This is a genomic window from Streptomyces sp. NPDC001393 (assembly GCF_053597455.1).
Genome location: NZ_JBSFIH010000031.1, coordinates 1 through 16,695 on the forward strand (window position 1 = coordinate 1; position 16,695 = coordinate 16,695).

Annotated in this window: 15 protein-coding genes and 4 pseudogenes; 11 read left to right on the top strand and 8 right to left on the bottom strand. The window is 71.9% G+C overall.

Annotated features, from left to right (window positions below; all coding sequences use genetic code 11):
* Positions 1–215 (bottom strand): annotated as a pseudogene (locus ACWC2T_RS28365) (amino acid transporter); the annotation flags it as partial.
* 306 nt (positions 216–521) lie between these two features.
* Positions 522–1,052 carry a universal stress protein gene (locus ACWC2T_RS28370; RefSeq protein ID WP_450673187.1) on the bottom strand — a complete coding sequence of 177 codons (531 nt, stop codon included), beginning with the start codon at positions 1,050–1,052 and terminating at the stop codon, positions 522–524.
* Positions 1,053–1,575: 523 nt separating this feature from the next.
* On the opposite strand from ACWC2T_RS28370, the pseudogene ACWC2T_RS28375 reads away from it, so the two are divergent.
* A pseudogene (locus tag ACWC2T_RS28375) lies at positions 1,576–1,866 on the top strand (ABC transporter substrate-binding protein); the annotation flags it as partial.
* Positions 1,859–2,293: pseudogene (locus ACWC2T_RS28380) on the top strand (carbohydrate ABC transporter permease); the annotation flags it as partial. The pseudogenes ACWC2T_RS28375 and ACWC2T_RS28380, both read left to right, overlap by 8 nt.
* A gap of 175 nt (positions 2,294–2,468) precedes the next feature.
* On the opposite strand, the gene ACWC2T_RS28385 reads toward ACWC2T_RS28380, so the two are convergent.
* Together ACWC2T_RS28385 and ACWC2T_RS28390 are read right to left on the bottom strand one after the other, a co-directional pair.
* Positions 2,469–2,675: a DUF5999 family protein gene (locus ACWC2T_RS28385; RefSeq protein WP_041665012.1), complete on the bottom strand. Its 207-nt coding sequence runs from the start codon at positions 2,673–2,675 to the stop codon at positions 2,469–2,471.
* A gap of 277 nt (positions 2,676–2,952) precedes the next feature.
* Entirely contained in the window at positions 2,953–3,555 is a 603-nt protein-coding gene (locus ACWC2T_RS28390; RefSeq protein WP_450673188.1) for a hypothetical protein, read from the bottom strand.
* Positions 3,556–4,124: 569 nt separating this feature from the next.
* Here ACWC2T_RS28390 and ACWC2T_RS28395 point away from each other — a divergent pair.
* Both ACWC2T_RS28395 and ACWC2T_RS28400 read left to right on the top strand, forming a co-directional pair.
* A complete protein-coding gene (locus ACWC2T_RS28395) occupies positions 4,125–5,642 on the top strand; it encodes a glutamate--cysteine ligase (protein WP_450673189.1) in 1,518 nt (505 codons plus the stop codon).
* Positions 5,643–5,728: 86 nt separating this feature from the next.
* Positions 5,729–6,541, top strand: coding sequence for a CPBP family intramembrane glutamic endopeptidase (locus ACWC2T_RS28400; RefSeq protein ID WP_450673277.1), 813 nt, complete (start codon positions 5,729–5,731; stop codon positions 6,539–6,541).
* 19 nt (positions 6,542–6,560) lie between these two features.
* On the opposite strand, the gene ACWC2T_RS28405 is transcribed toward ACWC2T_RS28400, so the two are convergent.
* Positions 6,561–7,373 (bottom strand): PhzF family phenazine biosynthesis protein, encoded by an 813-nt coding sequence (locus ACWC2T_RS28405; RefSeq protein ID WP_450673190.1) that lies wholly within the window; start codon positions 7,371–7,373, stop codon positions 6,561–6,563.
* 147 nt (positions 7,374–7,520) lie between these two features.
* Between ACWC2T_RS28405 and ACWC2T_RS28410 the strand changes: the two are divergent.
* The 3 genes and pseudogenes from ACWC2T_RS28410 to ACWC2T_RS28420 form a co-directional block, all read left to right on the top strand.
* A pseudogene (locus ACWC2T_RS28410) lies at positions 7,521–7,637 on the top strand (MerR family transcriptional regulator); the annotation flags it as partial.
* Positions 7,638–7,762: 125 nt separating this feature from the next.
* Positions 7,763–9,124 (top strand): tetratricopeptide repeat protein, encoded by a 1,362-nt coding sequence (locus ACWC2T_RS28415; protein WP_450673191.1) that lies wholly within the window; start codon positions 7,763–7,765, stop codon positions 9,122–9,124.
* Positions 9,125–9,321: 197 nt separating this feature from the next.
* Positions 9,322–9,939 carry a PadR family transcriptional regulator gene (locus ACWC2T_RS28420; protein ID WP_450673192.1) on the top strand — a complete coding sequence of 206 codons (618 nt, stop codon included), beginning with the start codon at positions 9,322–9,324 and terminating at the stop codon, positions 9,937–9,939.
* A gap of 92 nt (positions 9,940–10,031) precedes the next feature.
* Here ACWC2T_RS28420 and ACWC2T_RS28425 read toward each other — a convergent pair whose 3' ends face one another.
* Positions 10,032–10,460 carry a type II toxin-antitoxin system Rv0910 family toxin gene (locus ACWC2T_RS28425; RefSeq protein WP_450673193.1) on the bottom strand — a complete coding sequence of 143 codons (429 nt, stop codon included), beginning with the start codon at positions 10,458–10,460 and terminating at the stop codon, positions 10,032–10,034.
* Positions 10,461–10,671: 211 nt separating this feature from the next.
* Between ACWC2T_RS28425 and ACWC2T_RS28430 the strand changes: the two genes are divergently transcribed.
* The 3 genes from ACWC2T_RS28430 to ACWC2T_RS28440 all read left to right on the top strand — a co-directional run bounded on the left by ACWC2T_RS28430 (position 10,672) and on the right by ACWC2T_RS28440 (position 13,513).
* A complete protein-coding gene (locus tag ACWC2T_RS28430) occupies positions 10,672–11,292 on the top strand; it encodes a Clp protease N-terminal domain-containing protein (RefSeq protein ID WP_450673194.1) in 621 nt (206 codons plus the stop codon).
* A 72-nt stretch (positions 11,293–11,364) separates the two neighbouring features.
* Positions 11,365–12,369, top strand: coding sequence for an EamA family transporter (locus ACWC2T_RS28435; RefSeq protein ID WP_450673278.1), 1,005 nt, complete (start codon positions 11,365–11,367; stop codon positions 12,367–12,369).
* Positions 12,370–12,562: 193 nt separating this feature from the next.
* Positions 12,563–13,513 carry a DMT family transporter gene (locus ACWC2T_RS28440; RefSeq protein ID WP_450673195.1) on the top strand — a complete coding sequence of 317 codons (951 nt, stop codon included), beginning with the start codon at positions 12,563–12,565 and terminating at the stop codon, positions 13,511–13,513.
* A gap of 13 nt (positions 13,514–13,526) precedes the next feature.
* Here the strand turns inward: ACWC2T_RS28440 and ACWC2T_RS28445 are convergent, their stop codons facing one another.
* Entirely contained in the window at positions 13,527–14,207 is a 681-nt protein-coding gene (locus ACWC2T_RS28445; protein ID WP_450673196.1) for a pyridoxamine 5'-phosphate oxidase family protein, read from the bottom strand.
* A 104-nt stretch (positions 14,208–14,311) separates the two neighbouring features.
* Here ACWC2T_RS28445 and ACWC2T_RS28450 point away from each other — a divergent pair, with 104 nt between their 5' ends.
* Entirely contained in the window at positions 14,312–15,643 is a 1,332-nt protein-coding gene (locus ACWC2T_RS28450) for an aminotransferase class I/II-fold pyridoxal phosphate-dependent enzyme (RefSeq protein WP_450673197.1), read from the top strand.
* A gap of 32 nt (positions 15,644–15,675) precedes the next feature.
* On the opposite strand, the gene ACWC2T_RS28455 is transcribed toward ACWC2T_RS28450, so the two are convergent.
* Positions 15,676–16,623, bottom strand: coding sequence for a DMT family transporter (locus ACWC2T_RS28455; protein ID WP_450673198.1), 948 nt, complete (start codon positions 16,621–16,623; stop codon positions 15,676–15,678).
* Positions 16,624–16,695 lie beyond the last annotated feature (72 nt).

Genomic DNA, 16,695 nt, shown 5'->3' on the forward strand with positions numbered 1-16,695 from the left:
GCCGCGAGTGCCGCGATGCCGGGCTGGTAGCCGAGTGTGGAGAAGTAGTCGACACCCGTCAGGCACATCACCCGCCACCAGCGCTGCCCCTGGTGCGCGGGCTCCGGCTCGGCGTGCGGGCCGGTGTGGCCGCCGGCCTTGCCCATGTCGGACAGCCCCTCCAGCATCCAGGCCCGCAGGCGGTTGGTACTGGGAGGCTGCTCGGTCGTGGCCATCAGTGGGCTCCTGTGTGCGGCTCAGCTCTTTTCCGGCCATCACGCGGACGGCGGCATCAGCGTAAGCGGAGAGTGACGCCTGGGCCCACGGATACGGGCTCGGGGGGCGTCAAACTTGCGTTAAGAATGACGTGGGAATGTCAGAGCCGCATCAAGAAGCTGAGGCCGGAGAGGTTTAACCGGGGGAAGCGCCGTTCGGCTGGCAGGTCGCGCCGCCGACCATGGACGGCCACCGAGTGTCATGGTTCACAGTGCCGATCGACCACTCCGTGCCGGAGCCCCGCCGTGCAGTCGACGGGGATGGCTTCACAAGCGCCGGAGATCCATGCGCAGATGCCAGGCGTTGCGCCGGTGGACGGACAACAGCTCCGACTCCAGCGGGGACGGGGGTATCGCGAGGACCGGACAGACCGCGTGCGCCAGGCAGTGCCGGGAGACATGACCCGAGAAGGCGCGCTGCAGACCGCGTCGGCCCGCGCCCACCACCAGGACGTCGTCCTCCCGGTCCGCCGTCGCCACGAGCGCCGGACCCGGGGCGCCACGGACGACGACGGCGTGCATCGGCACACCCGGGGAGTCCCCGCCGAAGATCTCCTCCAGCACCGAGACCAGCCGCTGCCGGGCCAGCCGTTGCCAGTCCTCGACCAGCAGGCCGGCGGCGGGGGAGCGGCGCGCGGCGGCATCACCGCCCGGCGGCTCCCAGGCCAGCACGGGCCACAGTTCCGCGCCCAGCCGGCGGGCGAGCGCGGTGGCCCGCCGGAGTGCCGTGACGCTGCCCAGGGAGCCGCTCACACCGACCACCACCCGAGCGGTCGCCGAGGCGTCGTAACCGGACATCACTCCACCGTTCCTCGCGGGCGACGCCGGGGCGTCTCGCGCGCGGACGTGCCCGCCCTGCAAGGCCGTTGTTTCCTTCCATCCCACTCCTCAGGCGGCGGTTCGACCAGCCGGGCGGACGGACTCTTTTCGGCGGGGAGCGGCCCGTGCCGGGTGCTAGGAATCGGCGCCGCGTCGAAACTTTCGAACGCCTGGGCGAGCCGTGCGGACCGACGACAGCCCCAAGCTCCGCGTACCGTCGAGGTGCTTGAAGGCGGCGACGGCACCTGGTGCATGGCGCTGCCCGGCACCCGGCCGCGCGGCCGGGCGCCGGAGTTCCTTGCCCCGGTCGAGTGGGCTGACGCTCGGCCCCGGATGGGCCAGGTACGTGAGCGGCATTCCGCGTCGGCCACCTGGGTCCCCGCGAACTGCCGCCGGGGCGCGACGGCTTCACCGCTCCGGTGTTCCGCCGTACTGGATATCCCCGCGCCGCAGGCCCGATAGCTCTGTGCAGCAACTCCCGATTTTTTCGAAGGAGCGCAAGATGGGCGACCCTGCACTGTCCCGCCGCGGCTTCCTGGCGGCCTCCGTCGCCGCCGGTCTCGGGGTGACCGCGCTCAGCGGCTGCGGCGGCGACTCAAACGGAGGGTCGTCCTCGGGGACGACCACGATCGAGTGGTGGAACATCTCGACCACCGAGCCCACCAAGACCGTCTGGGCCGGTCTGGCCAAGAAGTTGGAGGCCCAGAACCCCAAGGTCAAGATCAAGATCGTCCAGCTGGAGAACGACGCCTACAAGTCGAAGATGACCGCGCTCATCGCCTCCGGGAAGCTGCGACAACCCGCTGGGCGTGATCCTGCCGCAGGCCGCGTTCCGGCTACCGATGACGATCATCATCCTGCGCGGCTTCTTCCGGCAGATCCCGGGCGAACTGGAGGAGGCCGCCACGCTGGACGGCTGCGGACCGCTCGGCTTCTTCTGGCGGGTGCTGCTGCCGATGGCCCGGCCCGCGCTCGGCACGGTCTCCGTGCTCGCGGTCGTCACCAGCTGGAACAACTTCTTCCTGCCCCTGCTGGTGTTCACCGACAACACCTGGTGGACCATCCCGATCGGCGTACAGCAGTTCCAGGGCCAGTACTCCGCCGACACGGCACGCGTCTTCGCCTATCTCGTCCTCGCCATGGTCCCCGCCCTCGCCTTCTATTCGGTCGCCGAACGCCAGCTCGTCGGCGGTCTCACGGCGGGCGCCACCAAGGGCTGAACCCGCCTTTGAGTGCCGCAGTGCCTGCTTCCCCAGCAGTGCCTCCGACGCTGGGGTGAGTAGGCGCTGCGCCAGGATCCGGCTACGCACGGTAGCCGCCCCCGGACACACATCGGGGCCGGTGCACACCTCACAGGGTGCGGCCGGCCCCTCGGGTCGTTCGCCCGCGCTCCGCTCAGGCCGCGGTCATCACCTGCTCCGCACCGAGCGGGCGGTGCGGGGCGATGACCCGGCCGTCGGGCAGCAGCTCACCGGTGTCCTCGAAGAGGAGGACGCCGTTGCACAGCAGACTCCACCCCTGTTCCGGGTGGTGCGCCACGAGACGGGCGGACTCCCGGTCGGCGGACTCGGCTGGCGGACACGGCGGCTGGTGCTGGCACATGGGTGGGATCTCTCGCTCTGTCGTGGTCATGGCCGTCCCCCGTGGTGATAAGTCGGTCGGAACCCAGTGTTGCCCTCTCGGCGTCGTTCCGCAGGGATTTCGCAGCACCGCTTCTCACAGGTTCATGACGCGTCACCCGCGCGGACGGTTCAGTCCAAGTGCACTGTCACTTCGGATGGTTCGCAGTGGTCGGATCGGGCTAGTCCCTGCAGGCCAGACCCCTGACATGGACGTACCCCGCTTCCCTTCCGGGTAAGCGGGGTACGCGGCCGGCCCGTCAGGCGGCGGGGGAGTCCAGGACGGGCGGGCCGAGCAGTGGCAGCGGGGTCGCGCGATGGGTCAGCACCGGGAGCAACTCGGTGACCCGGAACGGGCGGTGCGCCGGTATACCGGGCGGTGCCGGCGCCAGTGGGACGAGCAGGTCGGTGTCGGCTGGATGGCCCTCGGCCCCGTCGGCGGTGAGGTCGCCGTGCAGCCACAGGGTGAGCATGTACAGACCGGGCACGGACAGCAGCCGTGCCTGGTACGGCTGCTGCAGCGCCTCCGCCTGCTGCAGGGCGCGCTCGGTGGAGGGGACGTACGGGCCTTCGAAGAAGTGCGAGAAGGCCCAGCCGTCCGGGGTCAGCATGGTGTCGGCCGCGGCCACCGCCCGGTCGCCGCAGCGGATCAGGAAGCGCCAGCCGGCCAGCCGGGTCGCGGACAGCCCCGCTGCGGTGATGCGGTCCAGGACATGCACGGGCAGCGGGAGTTCGGGTGTCGTCGGCCCCTGCGCGGCACGCAGGGAGGGAGTAGGGGCCTCACGGACCGCGGTGGGGGAACCGAGGGCGGTGAGGACGGAGCGCAGGGCAGGCGCGGGGGCAGGGGGCACGTGCAGCGGCATGTGGGTCGCCTCTCTCGTTCGACAGGCGCGGCGGCGCGAAGAGGGGTGGGGCGGACGGCGCTGTCTGCTCACAGAAGGCCGAAAGGATGAAGGCCCGGTTCGGTGAACAAGGGTGCGGCTCGGCCTGCCGCCCGTCACCGGGACGGCCTGAACACGGCAGGAACCAGGACCGAGGCGTCAACCTTCTGCCTTGTGGGCGAAGTTTATATGACGCTTGTTCTGCCGTTGTTTCGTCTATCTCATTTCGGGAAGTCGCGCAAGGCGGTAATACGCCGACGATTTGCGGGGCTCCTCCCGACCCCTGGCCCGCCTGCAACCGCTGACCTCGTCATACGCGCCGGTAGCGGTCGGCCGAATGTCGTCGGCGTTTTTCACGAGGTGGTGCGGGAACCCGTTGGTGCAGACCGACGCATGCCCCGTGAATGTGCCGCGGGGAACATTCGGAGAGACTAGCGGGTACCGGGCCCGCGCGGGGCGTTATCGATCGCTTCTGCTGGGCATCATCCCCCCTGCACCCGGGAGCCCGGCGGCCGGATCGCCGGCCCGCCCATCCGAGGAGGGACACTTCGATGGGGGAGAAGGTCGTGGCGGGGCGGTTCGACCTGTCCGATCGCCAGCGCTACCGCGAAAAGCTCCAGAAGTGTCTCGCGGGACTGGAGCGACTGCTGCGGGAGAAGCGATTCGACCGTCCCAAGAACCTCATGGGAGTCGAGATCGAATTGAATCTCGCCGGGCCCGACGGTATGCCGAAAATGTTGAACGGACCGGTGCTGGAACGTATCGCGAGCCGCGATTTCCAAACAGAACTCGCCATGTTCAACCTGGAAGTCAACATTGCCCCACACCGATTGGGCGGCCGGGTATTCGACCGGCTCGCCGAGGAACTGCGGACCTCGCTCGCCTACGCGGACCGCAAGGCCGGCGAGGTGGACGCCGGCATCGTCATGATCGGCATCCTGCCCACCCTCGACCGCGACGACCTGGTCTCCTCCAACCTCTCCGAGAACGACCGCTACACCCTGCTCAACGACCAGATCGTGGCCGCGCGCGGCGAGGACTTCCGGCTCGACATCGAGGGCGTGGAGCACCTCGTCTGCACCTCCAAGTCGATCGTCCCGGAGGCCGCCTGCACCTCCGTACAGCTGCACCTCCAGGTCACCCCCGCCCGGTTCGCCGACGTGTGGAACGCCGCGCAGGTGGCGTGCGCCGCGCAGATCGCCGTCGGCGCCAACTCCCCGTTCCTGTTCGGCCACGAGCTGTGGCGCGAGTCCCGGCCCCCGCTGTTCCTGCAGTCCACCGACACCCGCCCGCCCGAGCTCCAGGCACAGGGCGTACGGCCGCGCATCTGGTTCGGCGAGCGGTGGATCAGCTCCGTCCAGGACCTGTTCGAGGAGAACCTGCGCTATTTCCCCGCCCTGCTGCCCATCTGCGACGACGAGGAGCCGCTGGAGGTCATCGAGGCGGGCGGCACACCGAGGCTCGCCGAACTGGTGCTGCACAACGGCACGATCTACCGCTGGAACCGGCCGGTGTACGGCATCGCCGACGGCGTCCCGCACCTCAGGGTGGAGAACCGGGTGCTGCCGGCCGGGCCGACCATCACCGACGTGATCGCCAACGCGGCCTTCTACTACGGCCTGGTCCGTGCCCTCGCCGAGGAGTCCCGCCCCGTGTGGAGCCGGCTGCCCTTCGCCGTGGCCGAGGCCAACTTCGACGCCGCGTGCCGGTACGGCATCGACGCGCGGTTCGTGTGGCCCCGGCGGGGACGCTACGGCGGCACGGGCGAGGTCGACGCGGTCACCCTGGTCCGCGACGAGCTGCTGCCGCTGGCCTCGGCCGGGCTGGACGCGTGGGGCGTGGAGGCGGCCGACCGCGACCTCTACCTGGGCGTCATCGAGGAGCGCTGCCGGCGCCGGGTGAACGGGGCGTCCTGGCAGGCGGCCACGTTCCACCGTCTGCTGGAGCAGGGGCTGACCCGCGAGGCGGCACTGGCGGCGACGACACGGCGGTACGCCGAGCTGATGCATGTCGGGGAGCCGGTGCACATGTGGCCGGTGGGGCTGCCGGAGGCGGTTCCCCTGGGGTGAGGGCCGCGCACCGCCCTGTACGCCGTCCTCATCACTCCTTCTGCGATCCTTGCCGGGCAGAGGTGGGCCAGGGGCCCATGAGCCGCATGGAGGCAGGGGTGCAGGTGGAGGCTGACTCGGTGACCGGTTCCGGGGTGCGGAAGCGCGACCCGCGGCGCATCCTGCGGGACGAGACGCTGCTCGTCCTGGCGCTCTCGCTGGGCGCGAGCGGGGTCTCCGCGCTGATCAGCTTCATCGGCGCGGTCACCAAGCCGGGCGGCCTGAAGGACCAGGCGGCCACCCTCAACGCCTCGGCCGCACCCGGCCGCCCCTGGCTCGACCTGGCCTGGCAGCTGTTCGGCATCGCCACCGCGCTGGTCCCCGTCGCCCTGGTCGCGCACCTTCTCATGCGCGAGGGCGGCAGCCTGCGCACGCTGGGTTTCGACCGCACCCGGCCCTGGCCCGACATGGGCCGGGGCGCCGGGGTCGCGGCGGTGATCGGCAGCACCGGGATCGCCTTCTACCTGGCCGCCCGCGGCCTCGGCTTCAACCTCACGGTCGTGCCCGAGGCGCTGCCGGACGTGTGGTGGAAGTTCCCGGTGCTGGTCCTGTCCGCCGTGCAGAACGCGGTCCTGGAGGAGGTCATCGTCGTCGGCTATCTGCTGCGCAGGCTGGGCCAGTTGGGCTGGACCCCGGGGACCGCGCTGGTCGCCAGCGCGGTCCTGCGCGGCTCGTACCACCTCTACCAGGGCGTCGGCGGCTTCATCGGCAACATGGTCATGGGCATGGTGTTCGTGTACCTGTACCGCCGCTGGGGGCGGGTCGGTCCGCTGGTCGTCGCCCACTCCCTGCTCGACATCGGCGCGTTCGTCGGCTACGCCCTGCTCGCGGGCAAGGTGGGCTGGCTGCCGACGGCCTGAGCGCCGCGCGGGCGCCCGCTCAGGCGTGCAGTTCGCCCTCGATGACCGTGACCGCGCGGCCGGTGAGCAGGGTGCGCTCGCCGCGCAGACCGGTGCGGACCAGACCGGTGCGGCGGGAGGCCTGCAGCCCGGTGAGGTCGTCGCGGCCCAGGCGGGCGGCCCAGTGCGGGGCGAGCGCGGTGTGCGCGCTGCCGGTGACCGGGTCCTCGTCGATGCCGTAGTTCGGGAAGAAGCAGCGGGAGACGAAGTCGTAGCCGCGGGACGGGTCGTCGGCGCGGGCGGTGGCGATGATGCCGCGCGAGGAATAGGCGCCGAGGGCCTTGTGGTCCGGTGCGAGGCCCAGGACGGTCTTCTCGTCGGCCAGCTCGACCAGCAGGTCTCCGACGTTCGGGCCGGTGTCGAAGGCGGCGACCGGCTCCGCGCCGAGCGCCTCGGCGATCCCCGCCGGGATCTCGGCCGCGGTGAGCGGGGCCGTCGGGAAGTCGAGGGTGATCGAGCCGTCCGCGGCGGGCGTGGCGATGAGCACGCCGCTGCGGGTGGTGAACCGCACCGGGCCCTCGTGGGCGCCGGTGGTGTGCAGGACGTGGGCCGTGGCGAGCGTGGCGTGCCCGCACATGTCGACCTCGGCGACGGGCGTGAACCAGCGCAGCGCCCAGTCGGCCTCGCCGCCCTCGGGCAGCCGGTGGGCGAACGCCGTCTCCGCGTGGTTGACCTCCATGGCGACGTTCTGGAGCCAGTCGTCGTCCGGGAAGACGTCGTCCAGGAGCAGGACTCCGGCCGGGTTGCCGGCGAAGGGGCGGTCGGTGAAGGCGTCCACGATTCGCATGCGCATGGCGGTGACGCTACTGCCGCGCCGGCCGCCCGCCCAAAGGCCAATTCACCGACCCTGGCCTGCTCCGCGCACGGTGGCGGCCCGCACTCCGGCCCAGGGGGCGAACCGGGCGAGGCCGAACGCGGCCTCCGCCACGGGCGCGGGCGTGGGTACCGCGACTTCCCGCCGGAGACCGTGATCTGGCTGCGCTATGTGCGCACCGCCCAGGGGCTCGACTTCACCCTGGCCGAGATCGCCCGGCACGGCGAGGAGCTGCGGGCGGCTGACCGGCCGTAGTACCCACGGGGACCCCCATCTGTCCTGTCGCAACGAAGTTTGACGAGTCTCATCGGAGTTTGACCGCTCCGGGCGCGGGCCGTTGTCGGAGGTGGGGGCTAGGGTGCGCTGCCGTGGACGCTGCTGATCTTGACTACCGGGTCCGGACGTTGTCCGGCTGCATTCCGCCGCTGCTGGTCTCGCGGCTTCTTGAGCTCGGCCATGCCGGGGAGGTGGAGTTCCAGGCCGGGCGTGGGGAGTGGTTCTGCGCACGGGAGTGGGCACGCCTGCTCGGCGACAAGGGCCGACAGGCAGAGGCGCTGGAGACGCTCGCTCCTTATGCCGCGACGGGCTGGTGGCCGGCCACCCGGGCCGAAGCGGAACTGCTGGAGAGCTGGGGGCGGGTGGAGGAGGCGATCGAACGGGCCCGGCCGTACGCGCAGGCGGGAAACCGACTGGCACTGGAGTTCTTCGCACGTCTGCTGGCCCGCCACGGCCGTGGCGACGAGGCGTTCACCCTGCTGAGAGCCGGGATCGACGACTGGTTCCTCGCCGACTGTCTAGTCGACATCGCCGAAGGGGCGGGCCTGGATGAGGAGGCGGCGGCGTTGCTGGAGGGCCGGGTCGAGGCGGTCCCCCCTTGTGGCGATCCGGACTGCGACAACCGGCGGACCGAGCCGTCCAACGCCATCGGACTGCTGGCCACGATCCGGGAGCGCCAGGGCCGCATCGAAGACGCGATCGCCCTGCTGCATACCCGCAACACCACCTCCGTCAACGGCCATGACCAGTTGGCCGACCTGCTGGCGAGGCACGACCGGATCGAGGAACTGCGCGCGTACGCGGCGGCCGAGTATCACGGGCACGCCGCGCGGCGCCTTGCCGAGGTGCTGGAGGAGCGCGGTGACGTGGAAGGCGCGATAGACGTGTACCGGCAGCCGGGCGACTCTCCAGCCCGCCGGTATCACGGTGCCGTGCTCCTGTCCGAGCTCCTGGCCCGGCACGGGCGGGGCGACGAGGCGATCGAGGTGATGCGCACACTCGCGGAATCACCCGGCGGCGCGGAGGACTGGATAATCGGCACACTGTGCACTCTGTACGCAGACCACGGCCGCGCCCACGACGGCCTGGCCTACCTCGACGCCCTCAAGGCGCGCCGCGACGGTGAGGAGGAGTGGGACTTCTTCAGGATGAGGCTTCCGCTCATGGCCGATTGCGGCCTGCTCGACGAAGCAATCGAGCAGGCGCAGGCGCACTCCGAGAGCAACACCTGGTACGCGGCCTGGAGCGTTTCCGACCTGCTGGCAGAGGCTGGTCGCACGGAGGAAGCCGTCGCCGTCCTCGAACAGCACCTGCCCTCCAACGGCTCCCTCCTCGCCCGGTGCCTCATCGACCTCGGCCGCATCAAGGACGCCGTGCGAGTTCTTCAAGAGCCGAGGCCTAAACCGGCTGAACCCGTCTGGACTGGCATCTTCTCCACCGAACCCCCGTTCTGACACTACTGACTCCGGGCCACACCCACCCGGTGAGAAACCACGGTCAAACTTCGTTGAGACTGGTCAAACTTCGCTGAGACGGGTCACCATCGCCGGGAAGGGCCTTGTCATGCGATCGGTTCCGATATATCGTTGAGGCATCGCGAACGATACGCGATGCAGACGTGACAGATCATCGATGGAATGGAGTGATCGCCATGCGTACCCACGGATACGAGCGTGGACATGGGCACGACGGCCCCGACCTGCGGGGCATGGGCGGATTCGACCGGCGGCGGGCCGCCTTCGGGCCCTTCGGCCCGGGTGGTCCGGGCTTCGGCCCCGGTTTCGGTCCCGGCCCCTGGGAGCCCAGGGGCCGCGGTGGCCCGAGGGGGCGGGCGCGGCGCGGTGATGTGCGGGCCTCGATCCTGGCCCTGCTCAAGGACCGCCCCATGCACGGCTACGAGATGATCCAGGAGATCGCCGAGCGCAGCGGCGGCGCGTGGAAGCCCAGCCCCGGCTCGGTCTACCCCACGCTCCAGCTCCTGGAGGACGAGGGCCTGATCGCCAGTGAGAGCGAGGGCGGCAAGAAGCTGTTCGCGCTCACCGAGGACGGGCGCGCCGCCGCCGACGAGGGCCCCGACGCCCCCTGGGAGGAAGCCTCCCGCGGGGTCGACTGGGAGGCCCTCGGTGAGATCCGCCAGGCCGGCTTCGGCCTGATGGAGGCCTTCAGTCAGGTCTGGAAGACCGGCAGCAAGGAACAGCGCGAAAAGGCGCTGGCCGTCATCAACGACGCCCGCAAGAAGCTGTACCTGATCCTCGCCGACGAGCACTGAGGCTCGTACCACGGTCGGCCGGCAGCCAGGCTCGTACGACGGTCCGGGCGCCCCGCGGAGCACCTCCGTGGGGCGCCTTCCCGCATCCCGGCTCAGGCGACCAGGCCGGCCAGCTTGCGCAGCGACTCGTTCAGCGCTGCCGTCGCCGAGTCCTTCAGCTTGCCCGCCATCAGAGACACCGCGGCGCCGGTGAACTCGCCGTCGATCCGGACGGCCGTGGCGCCGCCGTCGGGCGTGAGGGTGTAGCGGGTGGCGACCGTCACCGCCATCGGGCCCTTGCCCCGGATGGCGAGGACGCGCGCCGGCTCCAGCTCCTCGATGGTCCAGTCGACCTCGGCCGGGAAGCCCATCAGCTTCATGTTCTCCTGGAAGGTCCCGCCCACGGCCAGCGTCTGCGGGCCCCCTTTGGGGAAGCTGGTGTGGGTGGCGTTCCACTCTCCGTACGACGACCAGTCGGTGAGCTGGGCCCACACCTTCTCGGCCGGTGCCTGGATGCGTGCCTCCGCGCTGACTTCGGCCATGCGACCACCCCTTCGGATCGGGCGTAGCGGGCTAGGGTGTCGCGGAACGTAGCCGCAGGGGCGCGAACATTCAATACTGATGAACCGTCAGTTCGGCCGGATCTCCTCCGTAAGGATGAGATCTCGAACGCCGGGGTCCACTCCCTGAGGGACGCGAAGATGGTTCCCCTCGTGGATGACTCCGCTCGTTGAGGCTGATGGGGTGGGGGTTGTGCAGCCCCGTACAACCCCCTGGACCGCCCCTGACGAGGCGGCCGCGCACCCGGACGACGATGCCGTGCTCGGCGCCGAGCTGGCGGCGGTGGTCGCCGGTGCCCGCCGCAGGGCCGTCCGGGACGGGGACCGCCAGACCGACACCGCCCATCTGCTGCACTCCCTCCTGGAGCACGACTCCGAGGTCCGCGCCGCCGTCGGGGGCCCGCAGCAACTCGCCCGGCTGCTCGGCTACCTCGTGCAGCGCAGCATCGGCTACGGGCTGCGCTGGCAGGGCAGCGTCGAGGACTCCGGCGCGCTCGCCATCGTCCCCGCCGCGGCCGTCCCCCGAGCCCGCGAGCCGAGGGACACCGCCGGCTGGTCGCCCACGGCCGCGGCCGCCCTGGCCGGCGCCCGCGAGCGGGCCCGGCGGCGCGGCGAGCCCCGCGTCAGCGGCATCGACCTCCTCGCCGCACTCATCGCGGACCCGGCTTCGCGGGCCGTGGAGGTCCTCGAACGCGCGGGCATCCGCGAGCTGAACACCCGGCTCGGACCGGGCGCGGACCGGATGGGACCCGGCACGGACCGGATCGCAACCGGGACGGACGAGTACGCCGGCGACGGCGGACCGGCCCGCTGACACCGGCGGAGACGTCCAGCCCCTGAGACAGGAGTCAACAGGGATGACGCTCATGTCGTGGCCTGTCATCATGTGCCGGTGCATACGTCAGAGAGCAGTCAGGGCAGCCGCGGCAAGGGCGTCGGGCTCGGTCTCGCGCTCGCCTCGGCGCTGGCCTTCGGCGGGTCGGGAGTGGCCGCCAAGCCGCTGATCGAGGCGGGACTCGACCCGCTCCACGTGGTCTGGCTGCGGGTGGCCGGCGCCGCCGTCGTCATGCTGCCCGTCGCCGTACGGCACCGTGCGCTGCTGCGCCGCCGTCCCGCGCTGCTCGCCGGGTTCGGACTGCTCGCCGTCGCCGGCGTCCAGGCCTGCTACTTCGCCGCGCTCTCCCGCATCCCGGTGGGTGTGGCGCTGCTCATCGAGTACCTGGCGCCCGCGCTGGTGCTCGGCTGGGTCCGGTTCGTGCAGCGGCGGCCCGTGACGCGTGCCGCCGCGCTTGGCGTGGTCCTCGCGGCCGGTGGCCTCGCCGGTGTGGTGGAGGTCTGGTCGGGGCTGAGCTTCGACGCCCTGGGCCTGCTGCTCGCGCTCGGCGCCGCCTGTTGCCAGGTGGGTTACTTCGTCCTGGCCGACCACGGCGGCGACGCGGGCGAGGAGGCACCCGATCCGCTCGGCGTCATCTCCTACGGCCTGCTCGTCGGCGCCCTCGTGCTGACCGTCGTCGCCCGCCCCTGGAGCATGCGCTGGTCGGTGCTGACCGGTTCCGCCGACATGAACGGCACCGCCGTACCGGCCCTCGCACTGCTGGGCTGGATCGTGCTGGTCGCCACCGTCGTCGCGTACGTCACCGGGGTGCTGTCCGTGCGCCGGCTGTCGCCGCAGGTCGCCGGGGTCGTGGCCTGCCTGGAGGCGGTCGTCGCCACCGTGCTGGCCTGGGTGCTGCTCGGCGAGCACCTGTCGGCGCCCCAGGTGGCGGGCGGCGCGGTGGTCCTGGTCGGCGCGTTCATCGCCCAGTCCTCGACCCCCGCGAAGGGCTCCGCCGAGCCGGTGGCCGCGGGAGGCGTCGAAAGGGATGTGGCGCCCCGGGGCACGACTGCATAAGGTGCCGGTCATGCCGTCGAACGCACTCGTCCTTCCGCCTCCGGCCGCCTGAGGCGGGCCTCCGGGACATCAGCCCGGCGCATGTGCGCCGGGCCGGACGGTGCTGCCCGCAGACGAAGTCCGTGCGCCCCGCCGAAGCGGGCCGCCCCCGAACTTCCGCACCTCCGGGTGCGTTTCTGCGGAAGAGTTTCCCTTGACGACGTCGAACGCTGCTTCTGGCCTGCCCGTCGGGCGTGGCCTGCTCTACCTGATCATCACCGGTGCCGCCTGGGGCACCGCCGGCGCCGCCGCCTCCCTGGTCTACCGGACCAGTGACCTGGGCGCCTTCGGACTGTCCTTCTGGCGCTGCGCGCTGGGCCTCGTCCTGCTGCTCGCCGGACGGGGACTGCGCCCCCGGACCCGCCCGGCCGGCACCGAACCCCTGCTGCGCAGGGCCGGGAAGGTCCTCGCCACCGGCCTCGGCCTGGCGGTGTTCCAGACCGCCTACTTCGCCGCCGTGCAGTCGACCGGCCTGGCCGTGGCCACTGTCGTGACCCTCGGCGCGGGGCCCGTCCTCATCGCGCTCGGCGCCCGGCTGCTGCTCGGCGAACGGCTCGGCGCCGGCGGGGTGATGGCCGTCGCCGGGGCGCTCGCCGGGCTGGCCGTGCTGACCCTCGGCGGCTCGGCGGCGACCGTACGGCCGACGGGTGTGCTCCTGGCGCTCGTCTCGGCCGCGGGCTACGGCGCCATGACCCTGCTGACGCGCTGGTGGGGGAGGGGCGGCGGCACGGACGCCTCCGACACCACCGTCGGGGCCTTCGCGGTGACCGGCCTGTGCCTGCTGCCGTTCGCCCTGCACGAGGGCCTGCTCCCGCACACTGCCCACCCGGCACGGCTGTTGTGGCTCGTCCTCTACATCGCCGCGGTGCCGACGGCTCTCGCGTACGCCCTGTACTTCGCCGGGGCGGCCGTCGTACGGTCCGCCACCGTGTCCGTGGTCATGCTGCTGGAGCCGGTGACCGCGGCCGTACTCGCCGTCGCCCTGCTCGGCGAGCGGCTCACGGCGACCACCGCGGCCGGCACCCTGCTCCTGCTCGGGGCGGTCGCGGGCCTCGCGGTGAGCGAGGCCCGCGGGGCCGGCGGCCGGGAATCGGCCCCGGCGTGAGTGCCGGCCGGTCCTACCGGGCCTGCAGGTAGTCCGGCAGCTCGACGCCCGGCGCCAGGTCCGCCTCCGGGAGCGGCGCGTCGTAGCCCTTCCGGAGCGGGACGACGCCGGCCCAGTGCGGCAGGGCGAGGTCCTCCGGGTCGTCGTTCGCGCCGCCGCTGCGGACCTTGGCCGAGACCTCGTCCAGGTCCAGCCGGATCACCGCGGTGGCGGCCAGCTCCTTCTTGTTCGCGGGCCGGGAGTCGGCGGCGCGGCCCGGCACGACGTGGTCCACCAGCGTGTCCAGGGCCAGCCGCCGCTCCTCGGGGTCGGTGACCTGGCGCGCGATGCCGTGCACCACCACCGAGCGGTAGTTGATGGAGTGGTGGAAGGCGGAGCGGGCCAGCACCAGCCCGTCCACGTGGGTGACCGTCAGGCACACCGGCAGGCCCGGGTCGGCCTCGCCGGTCATCCGCAGCGGGCGGGAACCGGTGGATCCGTGCACGTACAGCCGCTCGCCGACCCGGCCGTACAGGGTCGGCAGCACCACGGGGGCGCCGTCGCGGACGAAGCCGAGGTGGCAGACGTACCCCTCGTCGAGTATCGCGTGCACCAGTTCCCTGTCGTACGACGCCCGGCCCGCGGAGCGGGTGGGCACGGTGCGGTCGGTCGGGGTGTAGGCGGCGGCCTGGGTTTCCTCGGTCGTCCCCTGCATGACGGTTCCTCCATCGGCGAGCAACGGCGATTCCGGTGATCTGTCGGATCTGGCGGATCTGGGCGATCTGGCGAAGAGCATTGCACTAGTGCATAATGTTCTTTGTGCTAGGAGAGTATCCCATCGAAGGGCGCGGTGCAGCCGAGATCGCGGCCAGTGTCGAGCGAGCCGTCGGCGCCGGTGCGCTGCGGCCGGGTCAAGTCCTGCCTCCCATGCGGGAGTTGGCGAACCGTCTGGGGGTGAACCCGAACACCGTGGCGGCCGCGTATCGCACCCTGCGCGAACGCGGGGTCATCGAGACGGCCGGCCGCCGGGGCAGCCGGGTCCGGGCCAAGCCGGCCACCACCGGCCGCGAGGAACTGCGCGTGGAGGTCCCCGCCGGGGGCCGCGACCTGTCGGCCGGCAACCCCGACCCGGCCCTGCTGCCTCGCCTGGCCCCGGCCCTCGCCGCGGCGGCGGAGGAGGGCGACCTGCGGCCCGTCCTCTACGGCGATGACCCGGTCGACCCGGAGCTCGTCCGCATGGCCCGCGCCGAACTCGACGCCGACGGCGTTCCGGCCGGCCCGCTGACCGTGACGTCCGGGTCCCTCGACGCCATCGAGCGCGTTCTCGCCGCGCACCTCAGACCGGGCGACGCGGTCGCCGTCGAGGACCCCGGCTGGGGCAGCGTCCTCGACCTGGTCCCCGCGCTGGGCCTGCGCACGCTTCCGGTCGGTATGGACGACGACGGACCGCGCCCCGACGACCTGCGCCGGGCCCTGGAGTCCGGAGCCCGCGCGCTGATCGTCACCGACCGCGCGCAGAACCCGACCGGCGCCTCGGTGACCGCCCCACGCGCGCGTGCCCTGCGCGCGGTCCTGCGCGAGCACCCGCGAACCCTGCTGATCGAGGACGACCACGGCCACGGCATCGTCGACCTCCCGCTGCACCCCCTCGCGGGAGTCACCGACCACTGGGCCGTGGTCCGTTCCGCCTCCAAGACCTACGGCCCCGACCTGCGCGTGGCCGTCATCACCGGCGACCCGGTCACCGTCGACCGGGTGCGCGGCCGCCAGCGCCTGGGCCCCGGCTGGGTGAGCCTGCTGCTGCAGCGTGCCGTGGTCCGGCTGTGGAGGGAGGGCGCGGTGGACCGGGCGGCGGTGGCGAAGGCGTACGGCTCCCGCAGGGACGCACTGGTGGACGCGCTCGCGGAACGGGGAGTCGTCGCCCACGGCCGCAGCGGCATGAACGTATGGGTGCCGGTCCCCGACGAGACGGGCGCGGTGGCCCGGCTGCTGCAGGCGGGCTGGGCCGTCGCCCCAGGGGCCCGCTTCCGCCTGAACAGCGGGCCGGCGATCCGCCTCACGATCTCGACGCTCGGCGAGGAGGACATCGCCCCCCTGGCCGACGCGGTGGCGGCAGCGGTACGACCGTCTCCGGCGCGCGTGTACGGCTGAGGGCGAGTGAGCAAGGGGCGCGGGGCTTCCCCTCAGGCGCCCTTCTTCCCCCGCACCTGGGTGAGCGCCGCCCCCGCCAGCACGATCACCGCCCCCACCGGCGTCGTCCACCGCAACGACTCCCCGAGGACCGCCACACCCGCACCCGTGGCGATCACCGGAATGAAGTACGTGACCATCTGTGCGGTGGTCGGTCCGACCTCGGCGACCAGGCCGTACTGGATGAGGACCGCCAGCCCCGTGCCCAGCGCACCCAGCGCGGCGATCGCCAGCAGCGGAACGAGCGAGAAATGCGCGGGGAAGCTGGTGAACAACGGGGTCACCACGGCCAGTTGAAGCGCTGCGAGCAACAACTGCCCGCCCGTCATCGACAGATGCGAGTTGCCGGTCCCGGCCAGCGTCCGCCGGACGTAGATCCAGCCGACCGGGTAGCTCAGCGAGGCCAGCAGCGCCATCGCCGTACCCGTGGCGTCCAGGCCGCTAAAGCCCTGCCACGCGCCCAGGACCGTCAGCACCCCGAGGAAGCCGAGGCCGAGACCGGCCACGCGGACCCGGGTCGGCCGGTCCTCGGAAAGGGCGACCAGCGACAGGGCCATGCCCCACAGGGGTGAGGTGGCGTTGCAGATGCCGGCCAGGGTGGACGGGATCGTCAGTTCGGAGTAGGCGAAGAGGGAGAACGGCAGGGCGTTCAGGAAGAACGCGGCGACGGCCATGTGGCCCCACAGCCGGGCCCCGCGCGGCAGCTTCTCCCGCTTGACCGCCATCGTCGCCGCCAGTACCGCCGTACCGAACACCAGACGTCCGAGGGTGACCTGGAAGGGCGCGTAGCCCTCCGTGCCCACCTTGATCAGCAGGAAGCTGAAGCCCCAGATCAGGGACAGGGCGCCGAAGCGGAGCCGCCAGTCGAGGCGGGCGCGGGGACGGGCGGGAGCGGGAGCGGGGGCGGGGGACTGGGTTCGGGGTGCGGTGACCGTACTCATGGTCCCTACGATGCTGGAGCCAACCTCGTAGCACAATCGAGATTTCTCACCTGGTATCTCTTAGAATCGCTT

Bases quoted from the DNA above. Each gene is read 5' to 3' on its own strand.
- ACWC2T_RS28370 (WP_450673187.1), bottom strand. From the start codon at position 1,052: ATGTCCGGTTACGACGCCTCGGCGACCGCTCGGGTGGTGGTCGGTGTG.
- ACWC2T_RS28385 (WP_041665012.1), bottom strand. From the start codon at position 2,675: ATGTGCCAGCACCAGCCGCCGTGTCCGCCAGCCGAGTCCGCCGACCGG.
- ACWC2T_RS28390 (WP_450673188.1), bottom strand. From the start codon at position 3,555: ATGCCGCTGCACGTGCCCCCTGCCCCCGCGCCTGCCCTGCGCTCCGTC.
- ACWC2T_RS28395 (WP_450673189.1), top strand. From the start codon at position 4,125: ATGGGGGAGAAGGTCGTGGCGGGGCGGTTCGACCTGTCCGATCGCCAG.
- ACWC2T_RS28400 (WP_450673277.1), top strand. From the start codon at position 5,729: ATGGAGGCAGGGGTGCAGGTGGAGGCTGACTCGGTGACCGGTTCCGGG.
- ACWC2T_RS28405 (WP_450673190.1), bottom strand. From the start codon at position 7,373: ATGCGCATGCGAATCGTGGACGCCTTCACCGACCGCCCCTTCGCCGGC.
- ACWC2T_RS28420 (WP_450673192.1), top strand. From the start codon at position 9,322: ATGCGTACCCACGGATACGAGCGTGGACATGGGCACGACGGCCCCGAC.
- ACWC2T_RS28425 (WP_450673193.1), bottom strand. From the start codon at position 10,460: ATGGCCGAAGTCAGCGCGGAGGCACGCATCCAGGCACCGGCCGAGAAG.
- ACWC2T_RS28445 (WP_450673196.1), bottom strand. From the start codon at position 14,207: ATGCAGGGGACGACCGAGGAAACCCAGGCCGCCGCCTACACCCCGACC.
- ACWC2T_RS28455 (WP_450673198.1), bottom strand. From the start codon at position 16,623: ATGAGTACGGTCACCGCACCCCGAACCCAGTCCCCCGCCCCCGCTCCC.